Below are 24873 nucleotides of genomic sequence, written 5' to 3' on the forward strand. Positions count from 1 at the left end.
GACAATGGATGAACGTCAAATACAAATCATCATGGATTCACTGCTACCTCTGCTTAAAGCGGGGGTGGCTTTTACCATTCCCTTAACATTGATTTCATTTGTCATTGGGTTATTACTGGCTGTTCTAACCGCGCTTGTTCGTATTTCCACATGGACGATCCCTAAGTTAATCTTTCGGTTCTATGTATGGGTCATCCGAGGGACTCCGCTACTTGTACAGTTATTTATTATTTTTTACGGATTACCTGCCATTGGGATTACATTGGAACCATTAACAGCAGCTATCATTGGATTCTCGCTTAGTGTTGGTGCCTATTCCTCAGAGATTGTGCGTGCTGCTATTCAATCCATACCCAAAGGGCAATGGGAAGCTGCATTCTCTGTCGGTATGACAAGGGGTCAGGCACTGCGGAGAGTTATATTACCACAAGCTACGAGAGTATCCGTCCCACCTCTAGCTAACACGTTCATTGGGTTGGTTAAAGACACATCACTTGCAGCAAGTATCACGTATATGGAATTGTTCAGAACGTCACAGCAGATCGTAGCTACAACGTACGAGCCACTTCTACTGTATTGTGAAGTTGGTGTCATCTATCTACTATTCTGCACGGTTCTGTCTACACTACAGAACTACCTTGAGAGACGGTTGTCTAGATACTCTGCGAGTTAAAGGAGGAGAACCCATGATTGAGATCCTTGATTTACATAAATCTTTTGGCACGATTGCCGTATTAAAGGGGATTGATGTAAAGCTAGAAGAGGGTAAAGTACTTGTCATTATAGGTCCCTCAGGTTCAGGAAAAACCACACTATTACGTTGCTTTAACTTGCTAGAGATTCCCGATCGTGGGAGTATATCGCTTGGGGATACAAAGTTGAATTTTGTAGATTCGAGGAAAATTTCACAAAACAACATTGTAGCTTTCCGCAGAAAAACAGGCATGGTCTTCCAATCATATAACCTATTTCCACACATGACCGCGTTAGGTAACGTGATGGAAGGACAGATCACGGTACAGAAACGATCGAAAGAAGAAGCACGCAAACGTGCGTTGGTTCTTCTAGATAAGGTGGGGCTTGCTGATAGGTCGGACTACTATCCGCATCAGTTGTCCGGTGGGCAACAGCAACGCGTAGGGATTGCTCGAGCGATGGCAGTTGAACCAGAGGTACTGCTGTTCGATGAACCCACATCGGCACTTGACCCTGAATTAGTAGGAGAAGTGTTGAAGGTGATTAAACAATTGGCAGCGGAAGGGATGACGATGGTTATTGTTACCCATGAAATGAAGTTTGCGGCAGATGTCGCAGATCAGATTATATTATTGGAAGATGGTCATGTCGTAGAAGAAGGACCACCGCAGGACGTCCTTGTGCATCCGAAAAGCCAACGTGCAATGCAATTTCTCAACCGGCTGAGTGGTGAAGCGGATTAACTGCTAACATGAAATATCGAACTCCGATAACCACGATGAACTGTGGTTTTTGGAGTTTTTTGAGTTGCAAGTTTATGAGGTGTACAGTTAAATTCGTCAAAAAATAGAATTATAGTTATAAACAATAGAAATGTTCAGTCAAAAAACGTGTAAAAGGAACAATAATTACCAAAATAATACTCCAAAAATGACAAATAATGTGTTAGAGTATGATAAATATCATAGATACATATAGGACATGTGTGAGATTCGATGTCGTAATGGAGGGGAGACATGAAGGTAAGTATTGTTGTGTTAGCTCAACATATTGAGTTCTTAAAAGAATGCCTCAACCGCATTGAACGTTTTACTGACTGTTCTTATGAATTGATAGTCGTCAATGATGGTGGTGGAACTTTTATGGGAGAGTGGCTAGAACAGCAATGTACAATTCGAACGATAACAGCTCATAATCCTATCGGTGTAGCATCAGGATATAACGCTGGAGCAAGGGCGACAACTGGTGATATTATTGTCTTTCTTCGTGATTATGTTAGTGTGTCAGAACGCTGGTTAACCTGCTTGTTGTCCTGTTTGGCTAAGCATAGTGATGCAGGTATGGTTGGACCGATGTCCAATGATGTTAGTGGCAGTCAAAGAGTTCCCTATACCTGTGAATCGTTACAACAATTTGATAGGGTAGCTCATGCTATGACTCTTACTAGAGCAGGAGAAACAAGAAAAGTGACGAGGATACTTAGTCAGCTCTTTGTAATACGTAAAGAAACGTTCACAGAACTGAGAGGATTCGATGAACGATTTGGTCTGGAGACCTATGAGGATGACGATATTTGTTATCGTGCACTTCAACAAGGTTATAGTCTCTATATTTCTGAAGATTGTTTCGTTCATACGGCTACACAACTAGAGGTACATAATGATCCACAAGGGTATGTTAAGCAGTTGCATACGAATAAAAAGAGAGCATTCGAGAAATGGGGAATGGATCTTACAGACGCGTTGGATCAATGGGAATATCCAATAACGGTAAGCCTCTGTATGATCGTCAAGAACGAGGAACAAACGTTAGATCGTTGTCTCTTAAGCATATGTGATGTCGTTCATGAGATCATCATTATCGATACTGGCTCGGATGATCGTACGAAGGAAATTGCTACTCGTTATACCGATCAAGTATACGATTTCGAATGGGTCAATGATTTCGGCAAAGCACGCAATTATGCTTTTAGTCTGGCAACTAAGGAGTTCATTTTGTGGATGGATGCAGATGATATTATGCTGCCTGAGGATGCTACGAATTTCTACAAACTTGTTAACGCTTTAAAGTGGGATATAGACGCAGTATCTATGCATTACAATCTAGGTTTAGATACAGATAATAATGTAACTTCGAGTCTTCGGAGAAATCGCCTTGTGAAACGGGACAAAGGATTCCAGTGGATTGGAGCTGTTCACGAATATCTAGAGGTTCATGGTCAAATCCTTCATTCTGATATTTCGATAACACATAAGCGTGAACATACGAATGTTCAACGAAATCTATCCATTTATGAGCAACGAGAGAACGAGGGGGTCCGGTTCACTGCACGGGATCTGTATTACTATGGCAACGAATTGTCAGATCATAAACTATGGGAACGGGCAGTTAAAGTGTACGAGTTATTTCTAGAGAGTTCTACGGGCTGGGTCGAAGACAAGATTGTGGCTTGTGGGCGTGCGGCGGATGCTTTGCATGCTCTTGGACGCACAAGTGAAGCTAAGGATAAGATTCTATTATCTTTCGCATATTCTTATCCGAGGGCAGAGAATTGTTGTAGAATCGGCAGCTACTTTATATACGAAGAGGACTATGAGGGGGCAATTCCGTGGTACAGACAGGCAACAGAAATAGGTCGGCCTATTGATCAAGGGACGCTTCAGATGCATGACTATTGGACTTGGATACCTCATCTGCAATTATGTCTATGTTACGATCGGTTGGCTCAATATGAAGAGGCTAGTCGTCATAACGAAATTGCAGCAGGATATGTTCCGACAAATAATATTGTTTTGGCGAATCGACACTATTTTACAAGTATGAATGTTTATCGTGAAGAGATGAGTAACTAATATAAATTCATTGGAGGTTTCTATTTTGAACCATAAGAATGTAAAAAAACAAGAACGAGCTTTGAAGAAATATAGGAATTACATACATGCGAATGATAAGAAGCAACCTATTGCTAAAACCATGTTGGCATTTCTATTAGTAACTCAATTATCAGGTAGTCTTACGGGTCTACAGTCTTTTGGAGTGGGCGTTGCCAGCGCAGCAACCTCGAAGTTCTCAGATGTTAATCCGAGTTCATGGGCTTATAAAAATATAACAAAAGCGGCTGCTTTGGGAATTGTTGAAGGGGACAAAATGGGTCTTTTCAATCCCAACAGTCCCGTAAGTCAACAAGAAGCTGTAGTTATGATGATCCGTCTACTTGGTATAGAGGGCCCACCTACAAATACGGCCAAGTTAAGTCTACAAGTGGATGATTGGGCTCAAGATTGGCTCTCACTGGCGATCGATAAGAAACTAGTAGTTATTGGTGAAGAGATCGGGACACCGGTTGCTTCATGGGGCAAGACAGCAGCAAGCCGCGAGTGGATTACAAAGATTCTTATTCGTACATTAGGTAAAGAGAACGAAGCTCTAACATTGAGCAATAGCAGTTCATCCTTCAGTGATAATGTGTTCATCTCACAATCCAATGTGGGGTATGTTAATGCTGCTGTTAAATTAGGCATCATTAGTGGGTATCCAGACAACAACTTTAAACCAAAAGATTCAATGACTCGGTCTCAGATGGCAAGTATACTGGGAAATGCAGAACAATATGCTAGTAATCTAAAAGACCGGGTGGTACGCGGAACGGTCTTAAAGATTACCTCTGATAGTATTACCGTATCAAACAACGGTGGAGAGACTAAACAACTTCAACTAAATTCTGATTCTTTTGTTTACGGTCAGAATGGGATTGGTACAGCTATAGAAATAGGACAAGCAGTCACTTTGGTATATTCTGGGGGCATTGCTTATTTCGTTGAAGTAACAGCAACTCCAATAGGTGAAATCGTAATTCCAGGTGTTAAAGGAGACAAAGGTGATTCAGGTTCAACAGGTGCTACAGGATCAACAGGTGCTTCTGGAGCCACAGGTGCCACAGGAGCAACGGGAGCAACTGGGCCAGCAGGTCCTGCTGGAGCAGGTTTAAATGGGATACTTACATTTGATCTTGTGGCCTCATCAGGCTATTTGGTGAATCAAGTTGTAACTTACAATAACAGCACATATGTAGTGAACAAAACATCGCCATCCGGTACGCCAGGTAGTTCCTCCGATTATACAGTTCTAGCAGCGGCTGGAGCGAATGGTGTTGATGGTGCAGTTGGAGCAACAGGAGCGCAAGGGATCCAAGGACTTCAAGGAGTCACGGGAGCTATAGGTCCTACAGGAGCAACAGGAGCACAGGGTATTCAGGGGAACTCGGGAGCTACGGGTGCAGTAGGACCACAAGGAACGCAAGGGATTCAAGGAATTCAAGGGGTCACAGGACCTTCTGGTGCTACAGGAGCGATAGGTGCAACAGGAGCAACAGGTGTTACAGGACCGCAAGGAATCCAAGGAATTCAAGGAGCTACAGGTCCAGTAGGCCCAGCAGGCCCAGCTGGAACTGGTGGAGGGGCAGGCAGTATTCTTCCGTTTTCTTCTGGGTCACCTATCACTATGACTACTATAATGGGAGGGTTACCTGGTAGTGTAGGTGTACTTGGTAATGGAAGCTCGAACAGTTCACTTACTGCTGTTGGTGGAAGCATTGATATTACAGGGTCACCTTCAGCGGTTATTAATTATGCGTTTGTAGTTCCACGTAATGGGAGTATTACGGGTATTTCGGGCTTTTTTAGCAATACCACTGCTATGGCGATGATAGGGACAACTTTAACCATCCATGCGCAATTATATAAATCAACATCTAATTCCAATATATTTAATCCTATCTCAGGTGCATCTGTAGACTTGCCACCACTAACAGGGGTTCTATCAATTGGTTCTGTTACATCAGGGACATCGCCAATCTTAAACATACCTGTAGCAGCTGGTGACCGCCTAATGTTAGTTTTCTCATCAACGGCTACGGGTTTAACTCTGTTAAATACAGTAAGTGGCTACGCCAGTGCAGGCGTTACAATTGAGTGAAGTCATAAATTAAGATCTCAAATTTACGGAGGACTGTAACTATTATGAAGAAAAAATGGCTACTTGTTATATGTTTCACAACAATTCAATTATTCTCTCCCCTCCTGACAACTACTCAAGCACAAGGGAGTTCAGCTTTATTAGACACACTTATCGAATTAAACGATGAAGCATTGATCAATAGTGCGGACCAAGACAACCTAGAATTATCTGATCTGGAATCACCCAGCGCACCCACATTGTCATGGACTCGGAATATGACAGACAGTATACGCCTTGAATGGACACCAGCAACAGATAATATCGGAGTAAGCCGTTACCAAGTGTATGAGGAGATTCCGGTGATCACGAGTGTTACATCAGCAACGTACTCAAATTTAGTAACAACGGTATCCTCCGCGACGTATTCGGTGAACATGACGGAATTAACGGCTGGAAGATCTTATACTTTTTCTGTGAAAGCCGTAGATGCTGTAGGAAATGAATCAGAAGCGAGTAATTCGGTTACTGTATTCTTAAAGGAAGAGGATCTTCAGATTGGAACAACAATCTCGATGGGAAGCTTTCATTCGATGCATACTTTAGCGATCAAGAGAGATGGTACGCTTTGGGCGTGGGGTAATAATACGGAAGGGAATTTAGGAGATGGGAGTTCCGATTATAGCTTCGTTCCTGTACAAACGCTCCAAATGAGTTCGGTTATAGCTACTTCTGTGGGACAGAATCATTCTCTAGCCCTTAAAGAGGATGGCACAGTGTGGGCTTGGGGTGCAAATACGGAAGGGGAATTAGGTGACGGTACCGTTAAGAATTCGCTTGTTCCTACTCAAGTTGTAGAGTTAACCGATATTATAGCAATACAAGCAGGCAGACAACATTCCTTAGCTTTAAAAAGGGATGGAACCGTATGGGCATGGGGTTCAAATATCTATGGTCAACTTGGCGATGGAACGACTATCAATCGCTTAACTCCTGTACAAGTAGTGGGTCTGGACTCCATAACGTCTATTTCTGGTGGAGACTTTCACAGTATGGCAGTTAAAAGTGATGGATCGGCGTATGCGTGGGGATCTAATGGATATGCTCAATTAGGTGATGGCACGACAGAGAACCATGTGACACCATTACAGATTCTAGGATTAAATGACGTTAAGGCTCTATCAGGTGGAATCTTCCACAGTATTGCGCTAAAAAAGGATGGTACGGTATGGACATGGGGAGATAATAGTTATGGGGAACTTGGGAGTGGAACCTTGACGAATCATTCATCTCCTATACAGGTTCCCACGCTAAATGATATCACTCAGATCTCTGCTGGAGGTGTTCATAGTATGGCTCTTCAAAGTGATGGTACGGTATGGGCATGGGGGTTCAATGGGTATGGTCAAATCGGTGACGGTTCAACTACTACAAGATTACTCCCAACGAAGTCAGTTATACATGATTCAATCAGCTCCATCTCAGCTGGGTATATGAGCAATAGTGTGGTAAGTAGTAATGATACAATCTTTACTTGGGGATGGAATGGATTTGGGCTATTGGGAAATGGTACTGAACATGATTCTATCAATCCACAAGAAGTGAAGGTTGTACCTCAAGTCGGAGACTTGTCCTTAAAAAAAAAGACTGAATAATTTTAAAAGGACAGCGAGTAATCGCTGTCCTTTTTTTGATTTTTTAAATAACGAGGGATGATAACGATAATTCATGGTTTCATCAAACTAAATACACTGGCAAGCGTTTTTAATATAGATCGCTTCTTAATCAAGGTGTCATGTCGTACATATTGGAGAAAACAGATGTCCGGAGGTATCACATTAAATGAGATTCTACACAGATCCCAAAGGGGAAGCCTACAAACTTCTCATAGATTTTGTGGTTGAACGTACAGATAAATTCGTCCTTTCAGAGATGGATCCCGCCACAGAAAATAGAAAACGATACGTTGAGTTGATGCGTAAATTAGAGCCTTTTTTAATAGAACAATGTACGATGGAGGAAATGCAGAGAAAGAGTGGGTCCAACTATTTCGAAGGTACTTACTATAAATATCGGTGCTGTAAGGATGCTGGAAGTGTGTTGAAGGAAGCAGTTAATGGCTTATACGACTGGTTACAACCGAATATGCTGGAGGATCTATGTTTTTGGGATTCAAATGGAGCGGACTATCTTTACACCATTGCTCATGAGGAAGTATGCGGTATGTATACCTAAAAGTACGATTTATTATTAAATCGCATTCCCCCTGAAATAGGTAGGTTGAAGCAATTAGAGTGTTTAAACATTAGTTACACGGGGATTGAAGAATTACCACTCGAGTTGGAACGGTTAACTAGGCTTCGATTTTTGAATGTAAGCAATAGCTTGATTAAGACTAAGCCAACATTTATATCCGTATGTCAAATTTAGAGTATGTTAATTTATCGGATCATCTAACCGGAGTGAATGAAATTAAACGTCATTAAAGATCAATTTTTGCGTGTTAGACATGGTTCTATTCTTGTTCATAAATATTAATGAAGTGAGGTTAATACGATGAAAATATCTATTCGCGTGAGTATCACAATAGTTATATTCTTAATGTGCTTCATGATGACAGGTTGTACCTCACAAAATGCATCTGATAATACTCAACCAGCAGAACCTGTAAATACCATAGCAATGGAGTCGCCTAAGGTAACAGAATCGAAAGAAGAGAGAGTATATTCTATCGTTAAAGAAATCAATATTGAAGAGAAAATGAAGGAAATACTACCACTAATCGCTAACATCAACTGGCATACATACAATGAGACGAGTGGTGAACAAACCATGGAACTAATAGAATTCCTTTACTTGAACCAAAAGTATATCGATGCTGCCAATTTCCCGAATCTTATTCTGGCTACGAAGGGATTGGATGGTGCATGGAGCGAATCTTTTGCAGCAATTGTTGGAGGGTTATTTACTAGAGACAGAGATGAGTTTATTAAAGCGTTAGCAGATACGGTTGATTTAAGTCAAAGGAAAAAGGTTATTGAATATATTGCCTACAATCTTCGTTATCAGGATGTGAAACCAATCATAGAGGAATTGAAACAGTTGAGTACTAATGATGAGGTTAGTTCTGGTGAAAGAGAAGTTATTAAGGCCTTAATACTGAATTTAGAAAGACCTTATTAAAAGAAAAGGGCAAAAGCGCGAAAAACGTGCTTCTGTCCTTATAGCTATCAAAGATTATTCTTTTAACCTTTTTATTTCCTTGATTAAAGCTTTGACTGTATGACCATTCATCCGCATAGCTAGACTATCAATATTAGCCATATCCTCCTGATATGCTGATAAAACATAGTTGTCATTAACAATGTAATAGGTTCCATATCTCGTAAAGAAATAATTTCCTTCAGGATGTTTAGATGGCTTTTTTATCGCGGTAATTATTTTCATTCCAGGTTGTAAGTTGGGTTCCATATCTTTGAAATCAGCATTGTATATAAGATTAATATGATCAGGGACGGGTTCACCAAGAATAATTGTATCGACGATAACTTCATATGGTGTAAAAGAAGGTTGGTAAGTAGGTATACCCAAGTTTTGATCTTTCTCTCTTAATTGAGCTTCAGGTGTTCCAGAGTCAATGATATCTAACTTATAGTTTGGTAAAGCATCCACAATATCAGCTATAATAACGGTTTCTGTATTATTTAGGACTTCTTCAAAACTAAGAGGACGGGCATTAATATACTCTGGATATTCATTCGTGACAGGATATTGAGTACGTAATTCATTTATTCGTTCTTGTGTAAGAGAATTGGAGCGACCATTTATTAGCACTGTAGTGATAATAACGATGAATAAAAGACAAGGTGCTATTAAGAATAACCCTTTCTTCCATTGTTTCATTATTATTAATTCTCTCCTTTTTTGTTGGAATTAAGAATTCGTTTGTAAGTCTCAATTGCAAGGGCACGGGAGCCTTTGAGGTCAACTAGAGCTTCAGGTTGAGGAAGATGAATATCTTTATTGGATAGGTGTGCTAGTTCAGGCATCCATCTTCGAATATAGGTTCCTTCTGGATCATGGGTTTGAGACTGAGTTACGGGATTCATGACTCGGAAGTATGGGGATGCATCAAATCCTAACGATGAACTCCAGAGCCATCCCCCACGGTTCAACACATTATCATAGTCACTTAATTTCAGACGGAAAAAACGTTCACCGTAAATAAATGGGCATCCTAGATTCTTCGTTAAGAACATCGCAGTGATCATTCGCAGCCGGTTAGGCATCCATCCGGTTTCATTCAGTTGTCTCATCGCAGCATCAATGATTGGGATTCCTGTCTGTCCTTCAGCCCAAGCGGGGAAATGAACTGTACTAAGATCGGAGAAATCGAATATCTTCTCATATCTAAAGTAGTCTGGATTCAATTGAGCTTGGTATAAGTAGAAATCACGCCACGCCAGTTGTCGCAGCCATGCCTCGGCATGTGCATCTTCATCCACGCCTGTAAGGTTATAATAGATATCGCGTACTGATAAAGCCCCGATATTTAAATGACGGCTTATTTGACTAGTCCCATCCTTGGCATATTGGTCGCGGTTATTCGAATAGTCGTATATCCCTACATTGAAGAACTGTTCAAGCGTTTGAAACGGATGATCACGATCTGTTTCTATCGTTGATTGATTTTCTCCGCGCAAAAGATTTGCTATCTCTTCTGGTATAGGAAATGTGCTCTTCGTCTCGTCGGCCAGATCAGTAGTTTCAAGATCATTAAGCGTTGCGGAATAAGGGGGTCTTGACTGTTCACTGATAAAGACACGCCAGCGCCGATAGAATGGAGTGAACACTTTATAAGGTTCAGTTCGCCCGCTCCACTGTGTGAAGTCTTGTAGATCAGCCAGTGTCCCATCCTCATAGGAAGTTAACTTGACTCCTTGTGAAGATGCGGTCTCCCGAAGATCAAGGTCACGCTTCAGCGCATAGGGCGTATGATCAGCATGAATGATGATCTCATCTATGGGGTGGTTCTGTAAGAGTTGCCGAACGACCACAGAGGGCTCTCCGTATAAAATATGAAGGTGTTTGCCTAAGATAGCATATTGTTGTTGCAGTAATTTAACATGATGAAGGAAATTAACACCACTATGTTCAAGTCCCCTGTGATTCCGCAATAGAAAAGAGTCAAGAATGAGTACATGCAGACTTGGACGCTGGGCATATCGTATAGCATCAAAAGCTGGAAGGTCGTTGATGCGCAGATCTTTACGATGGATGAAAAGGATCATGAATGCTATCTCCTTAGCGAAAGTATATTGAACAAGTATATGCGTAACATAAAGTATGTATTAAATAAGCGAAAATATCAAAGTGTTATGCCAGTGTTAACCCAATATAAGTGAATTGTAAATGTTGTTATTAGTTGAACTATTGATATAAATTTATTATTTGTGTTAACATACTGAATGAACGTTCAGTATAATTGATGGCGATCTATTCGTTAAGTAGCGGAATGGAGTGGAACTATGTGAATAAAAAGCAGTTGCAAAGTGAAGATACGAAGAGAAGAGTTGCGGATGCTGCAAGAAGCCTATTTGTACAAAAGGGTTATAAGGCAACTTCGATTGAAGATATCGTAGGAGCAACAGGAAGTAGTAAAGGAAATATCTATTATCATTTTAAAAGTAAGGAAGGGTTGTTTCTCTATTTAATCGATGAGTGGGATCAGGAATGGGAGCAACAATGGAAAGAAAAAGAATCACTCTATGAAACAACGACAGACAAGATGTATGGGGTTGCTGAACAAATGGTACTTCAAGATTTAAACCATCCCTTAACCAAAGCAGCAGATGAATTTTTCAATAGTGAAGAGAAGGCAAGTGATGTTGAAGAAAGAATAATGGAAATGGTGAATGGGCATCTTAACTTCTATCAAAAATTGATACAACAAGGAATAGATCGCGGTGAATTCAAGGCGAACAATGTTGAGAGTCTTTCGGTTATTTTTGAAAGTTTAACAATGGGGCTTAGTCAAATGTCTCGTAAGTTAAACCAAAAGGATGCACTCTCCCTATATCATTTAGCAGTTAAAGTCTTTCTATATGGGATTGCAAAAGAAACAGACTAGTTTTTAATTAGAATGATAGAATGTGTTCCTATTGTAGAACGAACATTCAGTATAAAAGGTTAAAGTATATCACATCAAGAGAAAACGATATTTCGGGGGATTATTTATATGACATTATTATTAAGAAATAGGGGCGCACTATTGCTCCTGATGGTTAACATTTTTCTAGTTTTTACAGGTATCGGTTTAGTTGTACCCATCATGCCTACTTATATGACGGAACTACATATTAGTGGAAGTATTATTGGAATGCTTGTTGCAGCATTTTCGTTAACACAATTATTGTTCTCGCCAATGGCTGGTAGAATATCAGATACATGGGGACGGAAAAAAATTATTGTGTTAGGGATGATTATCTTTGCATTATCCGAATGGTTATTTGGATCGGTTAGTTCGACTTATTTACTTTTTTTAGCTAGATTTCTTGGGGGAATCGGGGCAGCGTGCATTATGCCAGCAGTCATGGCGTATACCGCCGATGTTACTTCAGATGAAGAACGGGCTAAAGGGATGGGCTTCATTACGGCAGCTATTACAACGGGGTTCATCATCGGTCCAGGGATCGGAGGAATTTTAGCCGAGTATGGTATACGAGTTCCTTTCTATGCAGCAGCTATAGCAGGTGCTGTAGCAGCATTAGTTACTGCACTTATTTTACCTGAATCCTTACCAGCAGACAAACGTAAGAAAGTCATAAAGACAGATAAAAGAGAAAGCCTTTCTGTTCAGTTGTTACATTCCTATAAAGAACCTTACTTTTTAAGTTTAATCATTGTATTTGTTGCATCTTTCGGGTTAGCGAACTATGAGACTGTTTTTGGTCTGTTTGTTGATCACAAGTTCGGTTTCACACCCAAAGATATCGCCTATATTATTACGTTTGGGTCCATATCTGGTGCTGTTGTACAAGCGACCGTATTCGGATGGATATTGAATCGATTTGGAGAGAAGAATGTAATCTCCTTTAGCTTGATTATGTCAAGCATATTCGTACTCTTAACTCTTTTTGTACACAAGTATTGGTTGATTGTTGTAGTTACGTTTATTGTCTTCTTAGCAATGGATGTATTACGTCCAGCTATAAGCACACAAATGTCTAAAGTTGCCCCTGAACAACAAGGGTATGTAGCGGGTCTGAACTCGGCTTATACAAGTCTTGGGAATATTGCTGGACCTATCGTTGCAGGATTTTTATTCGACTTAGATATTAATTTTCCTTATGTATCAGCCGCGATTGTCTTAATGTTATGTTTCGTATTATCGTTGAAAGGAAGAAGAGGTAGAGTATCTGAATCCACTAGTTAACTTTCGTAATCTTTAGTGGTCAACGTTATGAAATGGAGGAGAATAATTGAGATCATTGAATAAATTCATCAAATTATGCATTGCGGTTGTCTTGATATTCATCATTATATATCTGGGATCGCTTGTGGATTTCATCTTTACACCTTTGCTCTCGTTGATGAGTATTATTATGATTCCATTAATGTTAGCCACCTTTTGTTATTACCTATTACGCCCGCTAGTGAATAAGTTGGAACGTCCAAAACTAAATAGGTCATTGGTTATTCTAATTATTTATTTAGTGTTTGCTATCCTAATCACCATATTTATTATTGTAGTGTTTCCATTATTACGTACTCAATTTTACAATTTAGTAAATAATGCTCCGAATTTGCTAATTTCTTTTGGTAATAAGTTAGAAGAATTAGAACAGAATGGATTTCTAGCATCGATACTTCCAAAGGATACAAGTCCTTTAACTCAGTTGACTGAATATCTGAACAAAGGATTCTCGCTATTGTCTAATTACGTGGCAGGCATGTTTTCTTTCGTTTCCAATTTCGCAGTCATTATATTGACCTTTCCGATTCTTCTGTTCTACATGTTGAAAGAGGGAGACAAGTTCGGACGGAAAATAGTAAGTTTTATGCCCAAGCGTTTTCGTGATGAAGGTCGTAAAGTTATGAAAGATATTGATCATGCCCTTAGTGGATTCATCGTGGGTAGGGTTGTCGTCAATGTAGCGCTTGGTGTTCTAATGTATATTGGATTCCTTATTATTGGTCTACCGTATGCGCTTCTGTTGACAGTGATATCTGTTATTATGAACTTCATACCATTCATTGGAGCAATTCTCTCTGCGATCCCGATTGTCATTATTGGCTTGATTGAATCACCTTCAGTTGCGATCTGGTCGTTAGTGGTGATCTTAGTTGCACAACAAGTTCAGGATAATTTAATATCACCGTATATTTTTGGTAAACAGTTAGATATTCATCCTCTGACGACGATTATCCTAGTCATGGTTGCTAGTGATGCTTTCGGTATTATTGGTATGATCGTCATTATTCCCGTATATATGATTGTCAAAATCATCGTTGTGAAGTTGTATGAGCTTTTCGTTAAACAGAAGTGGGAAGATGCTTAAACCAGTTGATAGGATATTTAGGTTGTTCGAGTAATAACTTTAATATTAGAGAGGGGAAGTCGCATAAGCGGCTTCTCTTCTTTGGTGTTGGGATAATTAACGGCTAAAATGTGAAATGAACAAGATCATAAGTCTTCTATAGGCTACATATAAATAGATAGAAAACATAAGTTGTGTGACGGACACGACGGACTGTTCGATCGATAAAGTGATAGCAATAGACTAATGCATCATTCTATATCGTTCGTTGTTCTATCATTTAGAAATTGAAATTACTGAAATGGGGAATTTATTCATGGCAAAGACAAAACGTGGACATGCACTTTGGACTCTACCATCACGAGGACGTGGCACATGCCCAATCTGCCATAGTACGCGAATTAAGCTGCTTTATCCAAGAGTAACAACAGCGGGAACATCGATTAAGGTGTGTAAGCGTTGCGACAAGGTGTCACAAGCGAAAGTAGATGCATCAACAAAGTGAAATCCTGCTGTAGATACTCGTTGTGCTAAATGGTTCATGCATTTAGTGCAACGAGGTATCTTTTTTTTTGAGTATTTTCGTAAAAAATTGAGATTAATAATCCATTAACCACGTTAATCAGATATACTAAACATAAGCTTGGTGCAGCAACGATTGCTTCCACAGGTATAACAAGACGTTTTTATAAAGACTCCACGCACATACACATGAGGGTCCATTGAGGGTTCCCATCCGATAATTAATACATCTTCTGACCCAAGGCATCGCTCATGTGATGTCTTATTGTGCCCCGTACACGACCACGTTTCCCAATAACCTTACTACTATCTACTGGTCACATCGCTGTTCCTAGCAAATTTAGTTCCTTTCATAGATATGGTTGGCTGTTATAATGTGTGTAGGATGAAACGGTTAGGAAGAAGGTTACTACATGTATCTGGAATTTCACGAAAATGAATATAAGTTGATTGCAGAGAGCCTAGAGATAGAATTGTTACCTAAGGAATTTGCTCTCCTTCAGTTTCTACATCGAAATAGGGGACTTGTGTTTAGCCGAGACCAACTTTTAGAGAAAGTGTGGCCACTAGAATATCCCGTAGAGCGAACGGTCGATGATCATGTTTATCGTCTGCGCAAAAAGCTAGGAGCTCTGAAAAGATTGGAACTTAAGACAGTTCGAGGCATCGGGTATAGTCTGTGCGTACAAGATTATACCGCAATGAAGTTAGCCAATCCAACAATAAAGGATACAGAACTGCACGAGACAATGATGGAAGTGTTAGGGAAATACCATCGATATGGTCAAGGGTATTCGATGCTGACTCTTGCCCGCCAGCAGGACATACTGGGCTATGAGATGGACCCATTCTATTCAATATGTATTCATTTTGTACAAGGTGATTTGGAGTGGCTGTTGAATACGGATGAGGTGGGATTTGATGAAAGATTGTACTGGTTACTGCTGTTTTATATGTACAGCGGTGATCCCAAGACAAAGCTATCTTTCTGTGAACATATACTTAAGAGCAATCTATTATCTGCTTCCCAGCACAAGGAGTTGGAGATTCTTAATATACTAGATTTATATACGCTTACAGGAGAAACGAACAAGGCCTTGGAACGTTTAAAGTTGACACATGAAGTTATCGTCGAACCAGGATATGAGTATTTCATCCCAGTAACAGCCATCACAGAGATGTTTGTTCATATCGTGGATGGAGCTCCGAACGAAGAATTAGAACAGATAGCAAAGCGAATTGATGCGCTGTTGCTGCTTAATCCCTTTTTACGAGAAATCGGTAGTTACAATGTGGTGAAGGGATTGTGGAATTTGCGGAGCAAGGCATGGAAAGAAGCAGAGAGCCTGTTAGACGAGGGTCTTCAGGTACTGGTTATGTCTGGGTTCGTACCTATGCTTCTGTGTGCGTTGCACCGTATTGTATACTATTGCAATAGGATCCCTTGCAAGGAATCCTTAAACCGTAAGTACATAAGGATGTTGGAAGAAGAACAAGAGAGATTAGGGTTGAATCGACTGGCACAACCCTTGGAAAGGACACTGCAAAAGGTTCTGACTACCCTCTGACAATCCTCTGACAATCCTCCGTTATAGTACAAATATGAGCTGTATACGCTTATAATTCGTAACTTTGGAGGAATGAATGATGAATGCTTCAAGAGAGGTAGGAACAAGCCTGCTTCATAACAAAATGTACATGCGCATATATAGCGCATTCGCCACAGCTACCTTTGGAGATTGGTTCGACGTGTTGGCCATTCAAGTGCTTGTTGGGTATCGCTGGCAAGTTAGTCCGCTAATGCTGGCACTGATTCCGGTATCCATGGCGCTACCTGGCATTTTACTTGGTTCTGTTGCAGGCGTGGCTGCTGACAGACTAAATAAGTTGAATCTCATGCGCATTTACGATCTACTCACCGCGATCCTGACCTTATTGGTATTGTTTGCTCCCAATATGCAATGGCTGCTTCCGTTGCTAATGCTACGAGCGGCTATTTCGACCTTAAATATACCGGCTCAGCAATCATTAACCCGTAGCATTGTTCATGAAGATCAATTACTTCAAGCAACCTCGCTGAACGGACTCGTTAATCAAGGATCTAAGATCGCTGGACCATTACTGGGTGGCTTCGCACTATCTATGCTTACGCCGCAGTGGTGTATTCTGCTAAATAGTGGCTTGCGCGTATGTTCTTTTTTGTTGTTACTTACCGTTAAGAATATGCAGTCTGGGAACGAGGCTCATGCAGCCGGAGCACAAGAGGAGCGGGTTCCACTGGGCACAATGTGGAGAGAGGGCTGGAGTTTTATATTTCGTAGTAAGCTATTACTGAACATGATGCTCTATGGACTCATTAGCATACTTGCTATTCAGATGATTGATTTTCAATTCACCAGTCTTTTTCGGCTAATTGCTCCGAATAATGAATCCCTACTGGGCTGGATGGTGGCAGCATCCGGTATTGGAGCTGTGATCACGATTATGGCTATGAATAAGACGAATCGAGAAACGGGTTATGGTCGGCGTATGGGTAGTGCGGATATACTAATCGGCATAGCTGTTGGAGGACTAGGGCTACTTCAGTTGGGAGTTACGGTGATCCCTGTACTTCTGTTGGGATTTATATTGGGTGCAGGCAACGGGATCTCTATCATTACTTTTAATTATTGTCTACAAAAAGAAACACCTCCACATATGACGGGACGCGTGTTTGGGATTCAGAGTACGATGATGAGTGCTGTGATGATAGGAGCGCCACTAGTGGGAGGCCTGTTCGTTCAGCATTCCGGTCCTGCCCGTATCTTTTTGATTCTTGGCTTGGTGATTACCCTGATCGGCGTGGGAGGGATCCTGTTTCGTCGAGCGTTATGGCCTGAGTCCAAGAAACTTAGTGTAACTAGTACGGAACTGCCAGCAGTAGAGTAAGTAGTGGAGGAAATTGGAGCAAAACAAAGGGGCGCACATCATGTATACGTGATGTGCGCCCCTTTTATCTGTTTATTCGTTATTTCTCTGTCGCCGTTAACTTGATATCGTCGTAATATAACGTTGTAAGACCTTCAAATCCAGAATCGGTTCCTATAAGTAGGAATAACTCACCATTGGCATTGGTCGTGACCGTAGCGGTGTGACTGAAATTCTTGCGTTGGTAACCTTCTTTATCGGAGTCTGGCTTTGTGATGTTTCCCAATACTTTTGCATCTGCGCCACCCATGGATTGATTGCCTTTGTCGATGTTCATACGGTAGTATAGCCCACTGCCATCATCCAATTGAACTGCCATAGGCTCCTTGTTGAGCACTGCTGCCTTCACATACACGGACTCGCTTGGGGCACCCCCGATACCAAATGAACCACCAGCTACGCTAGTATACATACTGAAATCAAGCTTGACATGATACTCGGTATTCGGAGTAAGGTTCTCGACCTTTTTAATGAGGAACATGAATAGATCATCACTTCGATTAGATCCTTTGAGTTTAAGACCATAATTCGTTTTATTGTCGCCATCAATGGGCAGAAGCTCTCTGGTGTGTTGTAATTCGTAAATATCTTTGTTGTAATCGACCGGAAGGTCCGCAAAATCTCCTTCCCAGCCTTCTGTTTCAGTATTGAAGTCATAGTTGAAATGAAGGCTATCGCTGTTTTCGATATTTTTAGAAATGGTAATGGTGTTTGGCGAGGGGATCCACTCCACCGTTGCTCCCATAAGAGAGGCAATACTTTTGGCGGGAACCAACAGATTTCCTTGTACCAACCTAATGCTTGCTGGAAGTTCAACCTGTTCACCATTTTCATTCACCGCAAACGTCGTGTTAACTCTCATTTTCAACTGCCCGAAAGGTTGTCCTGTTAATGTTACCGTTTGGTTAGCTTGATCCCAGTTGACGGCTGCACCAAGTGATTGGGCCAAAGCTCGAAGAGGAACCATGGAGTTGCCTTGAAGAATATAGGGAGTAATAGGCAAGGAATGTTGTCCCGATCCATTCGTATATGCATGTTGGTTAATTTGAAACTGTACGGTGTCTAACGCGGGCGCCGCTTGTGTTTGTGGAACATGTACGGTAGAAGATAATACGACAACCATTAAACTGACTATTCCTATTTTCTTGTTGAACACAGATTTGCACCACCTTTAGTTAATATACATTTAAGACGGTAATGGTTACAAAAAGGTTGCAAACGCTTTCCTGATGGAAGTCAGAGTCAGACCTGATTCTTACCCTTGGAAAGATTTATTTAACATATTCTCTACCTTGAATGGTATGGATTATTTATCCATAATTGAAATAAGAAACAAGTTCATAGTTTAGGGAGGAACATATTTATGGCGAAAACAAAACGTGGACATGCGCTATGGAACTTACCATCTCGTGGTCGCGGTACATGCCCAGTCTGTAAGAGCACACGAATTAAGCTACTCTATCCAAGAACCACAAGTGATGGGACGGGTGTAAAGGTATGTAAACGCTGCGACAAGGCGCCGCAAGCAAAAGTGGATGCTATTATTCATTCGTAGTAAATAGACTGTCCGAGTATATCATTCTACAATAAACCACTTAATCAGCAGAATATTCTGTTGGTTAAGTGGTTTTTTACATTTACTATTATCGTTAATCAATACAAATTACGCGCGTCTGACGATAACTTCTAACTGAAATTCGGCAGCCCCATTCCTCGAGCCCTGGGAAGAAGCCGTAATGGCCTTGCATCGAAGGGTGAAATTACAAGAGCTACGCGGGCTCTTTGTATTTTCTGTTCTCCAGTGGCGATAGGATTTCCTCATAACGAATCCCATCACTCCATCTTCTTACATAGCGCACCTTTTACCAACCGACCTTTTCCAGATTCATCAACTCTTATATTATCAGACTTTCAGAATGGTCTCAGCCTGTGTTAATTTAGACATTTCTACACTAGCCTTCCATAGAGAACTACAATTATCATTGTTATACGAAAGATTGGAAGATTTAATTTGTTTCTTGCCTTCGCAATATTTTGCTGTAGTCTGGTCAAGTTGACTATCGGTTACCAAATTGGCTAATGCATTTCCTGACTTGCGTACGGTATTCACATTCGGATAAAACAAAGTTAAAACAGGCAAAACATAGTTCCAAACCAACTTCATAATAGGAGTATAACTTTGAGCGAGGCCCGTTCCTGGCATCATTCCCGGATCGAAAGCATTGACGGTGATTTTTTTATCCGTGTCGTGTTTTATTCTGCGGGATAGCTCGTAGGTGAAATATAAGTTACATAGCTTGGAAGTTGTGTAGCGTCGTCGGCCAATAAGAGTGATTACTTCGTTTGCATTAGTTGGGTTAGGAAAGGCCAATGTTTGAGGATTTAAGAATATAGGTTCTGGCATACCTGTTTTTTTCAATGGATCATGGGTTCCGCTGCTGACAATCACGATTCGGCCTTCAGGTATCATTTGTTCAAGTAATAAATTAGCCAGGAGAAAATGTCCAAGGTGATTTACGCCAAAGGTGCTTTCAAACCCGTCCTTCGTGTAATGTGTATCATCAATAAATTGTACACCTGCATTGTATACAAGTGCATATAAGGGCGGGAGATCCATTTTGGACAAATTTCCAATGAAATTTCTAACGGATTCCAAAGATGAAAGATCCAATTCCATGGAGGTTATGTTGTTGTTTTGGGTTTCTTGTATAAGGGAATTTACAGCTTGTTTGGCTTTAGCCGCATTGCGGCAAGGTAGAACAACATAATAGTTGTTGTCAGATTTAGCAATCTGTTTAGCACATTCATAGCCTAATCCCGTATTTCCGCCTGTTATAATAACCGTTTGATGTTGTTCTGAACTCAATTCATACACTCTCCTTAGGATCTTGGTTATGGTTAGTAAAAGGATGTTTAGTTTGTTGACACTGTCAACATGAATTGAGTATAACCTCATTACGTTGACTTTGTCAACATAGTGGGGTAGAATTTTTATGTAAGGAAAATGAATCTATTTCACAAGAGGGATATATGAAAAATAATAACGATACCAAACAAAAGCTGATTCAGGTCACAAGGGAAATCATTGACCAGCAAGGAATCGATGCCATCAATATGCGTGATCTCGGCCAAAAAATAAACTTGTCCCGAAGTGCATTGTACAGACATTTCAAAAATAAGGATGACTTGCTGGCGGCCATTGTAGCCGAAAATTTCGAATTACTGAATAGTAGTATTCGCCAATTAAGCGACAACACGAACGAACCACGATCGTTTTTGAATGCAATTTTGCTTACTTATTATGATTTTGGCATTAACAATCCAGAGCATTATCAATTGATGTTCCGTAAGCAATGGGATAAAGAAATGTATCCGGAAATTGCTCAATCCGCTTTTGTTATATTTACGGTAGTAGAGAAGTGTCTGGAAAAGGCAGGGAATATCCGAAAATCCTCAAATCAGTCCACTGCAATCATGTACGCGTTTATTCATGGTCTGGTGGAACTGAATATATCAGAGCACTCTGAATCTGAGAAAGGATTGGATAGTTCCACCCAGCTGATCGATTCTTTTCTAGATCTGATATTTATGAATGAATGATAAAGGCCGCAAGCATATTTCACATATGCTTGCGGCCTTTTGATTGTGTCAGCTGCTTAGTTATCGGATTAGATGGGTGGAAGATGGAGGTGAAAGTGTAGATTAGTTTTTCAACATATGAAAATTTCACAATAGATTACAGAATTTATCTATCTAGTCACAACAATATTAGCAACATAACCGCTGTGTCTATATTAATAAAGATCAAATCATATCTGTATTTCGTATACGTATGTTGGGGAACTTCTTTTTTTGACGTTATTTGGTTTGCAAACGGAATGTGACATTGTGACGAGAAACACAATTGGGTTGAGAGGGCTATGGTATTTTTGGTACATGAAAAAAGAAAGGGATGGGGAGAATGCTCGTTCGGCAAGATCGAGATTATAATCAGTCACCGTTCATTGTGATCTGGGAAGTAACGCGGGCGTGTGCCCTGAAATGTTTACACTGCCGAGCAGAAGCTCAATATAGAGCAGACCCGCACCAGCTTTCTTTGACGGAAGGCAAACGCCTGATCGACGATATAGCAAATTTGGATAGTCCGCTGTTGGTTTTTACTGGTGGGGATCCGCTCATGAGACCGGATCTGTTTGAATTGATCCAATATGCAACGGAAGAGAAAAAGCTTACAGTATCCATGACACCTAGCGCCACGCCACGGGTAACGGAAGTTGCGATCCGCAAGGCGAAAGAAGCGGGCTTGTCCCGGTGGGCTTTTAGTTTAGACGGCTCAACGGCGGAAATTCACGATCATTTCCGGGGAACAAAAGGTTCCTACGAAATGACGATGAGAGGGATCGAATATCTAAAGGATTTGCAGCTGCCAATGCAAATCAATACGACTGTTTCCAAGTACAATATCGACGATTTGGCAAATATCGCGGAAAAGGCGAGGGAAATGAACGCGGTGCTGTGGAGCGTTTTCTTTCTGGTGCCTACAGGCCGAGGGATGGAGAAAGATATGATTTCGCCTGCAGAGCATGAGCAGGTGATGAAATGGATGGCGGAGTTGCAAGGCCAGATGCCGTACGGCGTAAAAGCAACGGAAGCTCCACACTACCGAAGAGTCTTTCTCCAGCAGAAGAAAGCTATGATGGGAGCAAGTAGAAACGCGGGAATGCCTATAGCGGGAGCGGGAGAAAAACCCCTGAAACGGGAGGATCTGCTGGGACGGGCGCCCAAAGGGGTTAATGATGGAGACGGCTTTGTGTTTATCAGTCACATTGGCGAAGTTTATCCTAGCGGCTTTTTGCCTATTGTCTGCGGTAATGTACGGGAGCAATCCTTGGTGGATATTTACCGTAATTCGCTGGTTATGCGGGAATTGCGCAACAAATCTCTGCTTAAGGGCAAATGTGGCGTGTGCGATTTCAAAGAACTTTGCGGAGGTTCACGGTCGCGAGCTTATGCCCTTACGGGGGACTATCTGGAAAGTGATTCGTATTGCGAATACATCCCGCAGGCGATGGCTAGTGATTTGACAGGTGCCGAGTCCCAATAGAAGCATGAATAACCGAAAAACAAGCTGTCGAATGACATTCCGGAGTGATTCTGGGCCATGTTCATTACGCAGCTTGTTCCTGTTATTCGATATTTCGAGCTTTCTCATTCGGCGGCATAGGGTCTGGGAGAGCATCCTCAATTGTATGAATCATGACGAGGTTCGCATCTTCTTCCATGTTTAATGATATTTAACGTACAAGAAAACGGGGGTTGTTCGTTTTGGAAAAACGAATTGTGATAGCCGGCGGCGGTATTAGTGGTTTGAGCGCTGCGTATTATGTGAATAAATGGTGTCAATCAATGGATATTCATGCCAACATTATTTTGGTGGAAAAAAGCAATGCCTTGGGCGGAAAAATTCGCACATCACGTAAAGATGGCTATGTCATTGAACAGGGACCGGATTCATTCTTAGGTAGGAAACTTCCGATTATTCGGCTTATCCATGAACTGGGGATGGAAAGCGAATTAGTGGGAACCGACCCGGCGGCAAAAAGTAATTACATTCTGCATGACGGGAAACTGGCGAAAATGCCAAAGGGACTCTCTTACGGCATTCCGACTGAAGTCGGGCCGTTTATCAAAACCGGACTGATTTCCATGAAAGGGAAGATCAGGGCGGCAGGGGATCTGTTCCTTCCCCGCAAGCGGGAAGCCGGAGACGAAGCGTTGGGTTCTTTTATTAGCAGAAGATTGGGCAGCGAGGTGCTGGACCGGTTGGTGGAGCCTCTTTTGGCCGGAATATACGCAGGAGATACCGAGTCTTTAAGCTTGCTGTCAACGTTTCCGCAGTTTTCCGAAATGGAGCAAAAGTACCGCAGCCTGATACTCGGGATGCTCGCCCAGAAAAAGGCACCCCGGAAAACGCATGCTGCTCCACTCCCCTTTGAACTTCCGCCCATCGTACAAAAAAGTTTCTTCCTTTCTTTTCGCAACGGGCTTTCTTCCTTAGTAGAACGTTTGGAGCAGGAGCTGGTAGTATCCAGTGTGCAAATTCAGAAAGGGTGTGGGGTACGAAAAATTTTGCGAGAAGCGGATGAATACCGCATCACGCTAGAGGACGGCCAATCCTTAGTGGCAAACGGCGTTATTCTTGCGTTGCCTGCTTATGAAAGTTACAAACTACTTGGGGGATTGCCCGAGGCCGACGGGCTGGAGAAGACCCCCTATGTGACGGTAGCCAATGTCGTATTCGGATATCAGAAAGATGCGCTTGATATAGATTTGAAAGGCTCTGGTTTCGTTGTTCCGCGAAGCGAAGGTCGTTTCATTACCGCATCCACCTGGGTATCCTCCAAATGGCCCCATACCGCACCGCAGGACAAGGTGCTTCTAAGGGGATATATTGGACGTTTAGGTGCTGAAGCTCCGGTGGATTGGAGCGATAGCCAATTGGCGGACGGCGTTCAACAGGAGTTGAAAGCCATCATGGGCATTGAAGCCCAACCTGAATTTGCACTTACGACTCGATGGAATAGTGCCATGCCGCAATATACGGTTGGGCATTTGGAACGGGTCCACAATCTGCGGGTGGCGCTAGAAAAGCAGTATCCGCAACTTTTGGTTTGTGGATCGGGGTATGACGGCGTTGGCATTCCCGATTGTATCGGCCAGGGGGAAAAAGTTGCTCGGCAATTGGCGACAAGCTTTCACCATTAAGGGTAAAAGGAACTGAAACACACCAAACCTTGTATTCCTCCTTTGAAGGATCATGAACACGAATTCAGGTGAAATGTAATTCTCAACTATATTTAAACATCACAAGACTCGTTAAACTTTTTGTTGATTCAAATTAGTAGGAGATTCAGAGTGTTGATATTTGAATGAACAAGTTAATTGAGTCAACTACTATAATCCAATTGAATATTTGTTGCTATTCCTTGGACACAACAAAAAAAGGGCCGGATTCCTCAATCTAGAGGAATTCCGGCCTTTTGATTGTGTCAGTTACTTAGTAGAGGAGGGGCATTGAATCGATTATTTCGAAATTACTTGTATATTTAATTGCTTCGTGATAATAATCAACGCCAATTTTAGTGGTTCAAAATAATAGTTATTCTGACATGAGTGTTATAATAGAGGATTACAT

21 protein-coding genes are annotated in these 24873 nt (G+C 41.4%); 17 read left to right on the forward strand and 4 right to left on the reverse strand.

All coding sequences use genetic code 11. The features are described from left to right. The first annotated feature begins 4 nt into the window (after positions 1 to 4). The 7 genes from AC1D69_RS18250 to AC1D69_RS18280 all read left to right on the forward strand — a co-directional run bounded on the left by AC1D69_RS18250 (position 5) and on the right by AC1D69_RS18280 (position 8832). Positions 5 to 673 carry an amino acid ABC transporter permease gene (locus AC1D69_RS18250; protein WP_495457577.1) on the forward strand — a complete coding sequence of 223 codons (669 nt, stop codon included), beginning with the start codon at positions 5 to 7 and terminating at the stop codon, positions 671 to 673. A 13-nt stretch (positions 674 to 686) separates the two neighbouring features. After that, entirely contained in the window at positions 687 to 1439 is a 753-nt protein-coding gene (locus AC1D69_RS18255; protein ID WP_495457578.1) for an amino acid ABC transporter ATP-binding protein, read from the forward strand. Positions 1440 to 1712: 273 nt separating this feature from the next. Further along, entirely contained in the window at positions 1713 to 3548 is a 1836-nt protein-coding gene (locus tag AC1D69_RS18260; RefSeq protein ID WP_495457579.1) for a glycosyltransferase, read from the forward strand. Between the two features lie 25 nt (positions 3549 to 3573). Beyond that, positions 3574 to 5670, forward strand: a complete 2097-nt coding sequence (locus AC1D69_RS18265; protein WP_495457580.1) for an exosporium glycoprotein BclB-related protein — start codon at positions 3574 to 3576, stop codon at positions 5668 to 5670. Positions 5671 to 5714: 44 nt separating this feature from the next. Beyond that, positions 5715 to 7304 (forward strand): RCC1 domain-containing protein, encoded by a 1590-nt coding sequence (locus tag AC1D69_RS18270; protein WP_495457581.1) that lies wholly within the window; start codon positions 5715 to 5717, stop codon positions 7302 to 7304. A 187-nt stretch (positions 7305 to 7491) separates the two neighbouring features. Further along, positions 7492 to 7884, forward strand: a complete 393-nt coding sequence (locus AC1D69_RS18275) for a hypothetical protein (RefSeq protein ID WP_495457582.1) — start codon at positions 7492 to 7494, stop codon at positions 7882 to 7884. Between the two features lie 321 nt (positions 7885 to 8205). Then, complete coding sequence (locus AC1D69_RS18280) at positions 8206 to 8832, forward strand: hypothetical protein (RefSeq protein WP_495457583.1); 627 nt, start codon at positions 8206 to 8208, stop codon at positions 8830 to 8832. 54 nt (positions 8833 to 8886) lie between these two features. Here the strand turns inward: AC1D69_RS18280 and AC1D69_RS18285 are convergent, their stop codons facing one another. After that, on the reverse strand, positions 8887 to 9552 hold the full coding sequence (locus AC1D69_RS18285; protein ID WP_495457584.1) for a hypothetical protein: 666 nt from the start codon (positions 9550 to 9552) through the stop codon (positions 8887 to 8889). Positions 9553 to 9557: 5 nt separating this feature from the next. Beyond that, the gene (locus AC1D69_RS18290; protein WP_495457585.1) at positions 9558 to 10940 is read right to left on the reverse strand and encodes a cryptochrome/photolyase family protein; all 1383 of its coding nucleotides are present in this window, start codon (positions 10938 to 10940) and stop codon (positions 9558 to 9560) included. A 239-nt stretch (positions 10941 to 11179) separates the two neighbouring features. Here AC1D69_RS18290 and AC1D69_RS18295 point away from each other — a divergent pair, with 239 nt between their 5' ends. From AC1D69_RS18295 to AC1D69_RS18320, 6 genes are all read left to right on the forward strand, one after another. After that, positions 11180 to 11779, forward strand: coding sequence for a TetR/AcrR family transcriptional regulator (locus AC1D69_RS18295; RefSeq protein WP_495457665.1), 600 nt, complete (start codon positions 11180 to 11182; stop codon positions 11777 to 11779). A gap of 108 nt (positions 11780 to 11887) precedes the next feature. Then, positions 11888 to 13084, forward strand: a complete 1197-nt coding sequence (locus tag AC1D69_RS18300) for an MFS transporter (RefSeq protein WP_495457586.1) — start codon at positions 11888 to 11890, stop codon at positions 13082 to 13084. A 46-nt stretch (positions 13085 to 13130) separates the two neighbouring features. Continuing rightward, entirely contained in the window at positions 13131 to 14210 is a 1080-nt protein-coding gene (locus AC1D69_RS18305; RefSeq protein ID WP_495457587.1) for an AI-2E family transporter, read from the forward strand. A 295-nt stretch (positions 14211 to 14505) separates the two neighbouring features. After that, complete coding sequence (locus tag AC1D69_RS18310) at positions 14506 to 14694, forward strand: hypothetical protein (RefSeq protein WP_495457588.1); 189 nt, start codon at positions 14506 to 14508, stop codon at positions 14692 to 14694. Between the two features lie 430 nt (positions 14695 to 15124). Continuing rightward, on the forward strand, positions 15125 to 16279 hold the full coding sequence (locus AC1D69_RS18315) for a winged helix-turn-helix domain-containing protein (RefSeq protein WP_495457589.1): 1155 nt from the start codon (positions 15125 to 15127) through the stop codon (positions 16277 to 16279). Positions 16280 to 16355: 76 nt separating this feature from the next. Then, entirely contained in the window at positions 16356 to 17639 is a 1284-nt protein-coding gene (locus AC1D69_RS18320) for an MFS transporter (protein WP_495457590.1), read from the forward strand. A gap of 79 nt (positions 17640 to 17718) precedes the next feature. Here AC1D69_RS18320 and AC1D69_RS18325 read toward each other — a convergent pair whose 3' ends face one another. After that, entirely contained in the window at positions 17719 to 18834 is a 1116-nt protein-coding gene (locus AC1D69_RS18325; RefSeq protein WP_495457591.1) for a copper amine oxidase N-terminal domain-containing protein, read from the reverse strand. A gap of 207 nt (positions 18835 to 19041) precedes the next feature. Here AC1D69_RS18325 and AC1D69_RS18330 point away from each other — a divergent pair, with 207 nt between their 5' ends. After that, a complete protein-coding gene (locus AC1D69_RS18330; RefSeq protein ID WP_495457592.1) occupies positions 19042 to 19233 on the forward strand; it encodes a hypothetical protein in 192 nt (63 codons plus the stop codon). Between the two features lie 348 nt (positions 19234 to 19581). Here the strand turns inward: AC1D69_RS18330 and AC1D69_RS18335 are convergent, their stop codons facing one another. After that, positions 19582 to 20544 carry an SDR family NAD(P)-dependent oxidoreductase gene (locus AC1D69_RS18335; RefSeq protein WP_495457593.1) on the reverse strand — a complete coding sequence of 321 codons (963 nt, stop codon included), beginning with the start codon at positions 20542 to 20544 and terminating at the stop codon, positions 19582 to 19584. A gap of 164 nt (positions 20545 to 20708) precedes the next feature. Between AC1D69_RS18335 and AC1D69_RS18340 the strand changes: the two genes are divergently transcribed. The 3 genes from AC1D69_RS18340 to hemG all read left to right on the forward strand — a co-directional run bounded on the left by AC1D69_RS18340 (position 20709) and on the right by hemG (position 24443). Continuing rightward, entirely contained in the window at positions 20709 to 21278 is a 570-nt protein-coding gene (locus AC1D69_RS18340; RefSeq protein WP_495457594.1) for a TetR/AcrR family transcriptional regulator, read from the forward strand. Positions 21279 to 21639: 361 nt separating this feature from the next. After that, entirely contained in the window at positions 21640 to 22782 is a 1143-nt protein-coding gene (locus AC1D69_RS18345) for a TIGR04053 family radical SAM/SPASM domain-containing protein (protein WP_495457595.1), read from the forward strand. A 221-nt stretch (positions 22783 to 23003) separates the two neighbouring features. Continuing rightward, positions 23004 to 24443, forward strand: a complete 1440-nt coding sequence (gene hemG / locus AC1D69_RS18350) for a protoporphyrinogen oxidase (RefSeq protein ID WP_495457596.1) — start codon at positions 23004 to 23006, stop codon at positions 24441 to 24443. Positions 24444 to 24873 lie beyond the last annotated feature (430 nt).

This window comes from Paenibacillus sp. Y301 (assembly GCF_059445505.1).

What these genes read in the sequence shown, in the direction of transcription:
- AC1D69_RS18250 (WP_495457577.1), top strand. Translation starts at nt 5, where the DNA reads ATGGATGAACGTCAAATACAAATCATCATGGATTCACTGCTACCTCTG.
- AC1D69_RS18255 (WP_495457578.1), top strand. Translation starts at nt 687, where the DNA reads ATGATTGAGATCCTTGATTTACATAAATCTTTTGGCACGATTGCCGTA.
- AC1D69_RS18260 (WP_495457579.1), top strand. Translation starts at nt 1,713, where the DNA reads ATGAAGGTAAGTATTGTTGTGTTAGCTCAACATATTGAGTTCTTAAAA.
- AC1D69_RS18270 (WP_495457581.1), top strand. Translation starts at nt 5,715, where the DNA reads ATGAAGAAAAAATGGCTACTTGTTATATGTTTCACAACAATTCAATTA.
- AC1D69_RS18275 (WP_495457582.1), top strand. Translation starts at nt 7,492, where the DNA reads ATGAGATTCTACACAGATCCCAAAGGGGAAGCCTACAAACTTCTCATA.
- AC1D69_RS18280 (WP_495457583.1), top strand. Translation starts at nt 8,206, where the DNA reads ATGAAAATATCTATTCGCGTGAGTATCACAATAGTTATATTCTTAATG.
- AC1D69_RS18285 (WP_495457584.1), bottom strand. Translation starts at nt 9,552, where the DNA reads ATGAAACAATGGAAGAAAGGGTTATTCTTAATAGCACCTTGTCTTTTA.
- AC1D69_RS18290 (WP_495457585.1), bottom strand. Translation starts at nt 10,940, where the DNA reads ATGATCCTTTTCATCCATCGTAAAGATCTGCGCATCAACGACCTTCCA.
- AC1D69_RS18300 (WP_495457586.1), top strand. Translation starts at nt 11,888, where the DNA reads ATGACATTATTATTAAGAAATAGGGGCGCACTATTGCTCCTGATGGTT.
- AC1D69_RS18310 (WP_495457588.1), top strand. Translation starts at nt 14,506, where the DNA reads ATGGCAAAGACAAAACGTGGACATGCACTTTGGACTCTACCATCACGA.
- AC1D69_RS18315 (WP_495457589.1), top strand. Translation starts at nt 15,125, where the DNA reads ATGTATCTGGAATTTCACGAAAATGAATATAAGTTGATTGCAGAGAGC.
- AC1D69_RS18320 (WP_495457590.1), top strand. Translation starts at nt 16,356, where the DNA reads ATGATGAATGCTTCAAGAGAGGTAGGAACAAGCCTGCTTCATAACAAA.
- AC1D69_RS18330 (WP_495457592.1), top strand. Translation starts at nt 19,042, where the DNA reads ATGGCGAAAACAAAACGTGGACATGCGCTATGGAACTTACCATCTCGT.
- AC1D69_RS18340 (WP_495457594.1), top strand. Translation starts at nt 20,709, where the DNA reads ATGAAAAATAATAACGATACCAAACAAAAGCTGATTCAGGTCACAAGG.
- AC1D69_RS18345 (WP_495457595.1), top strand. Translation starts at nt 21,640, where the DNA reads ATGCTCGTTCGGCAAGATCGAGATTATAATCAGTCACCGTTCATTGTG.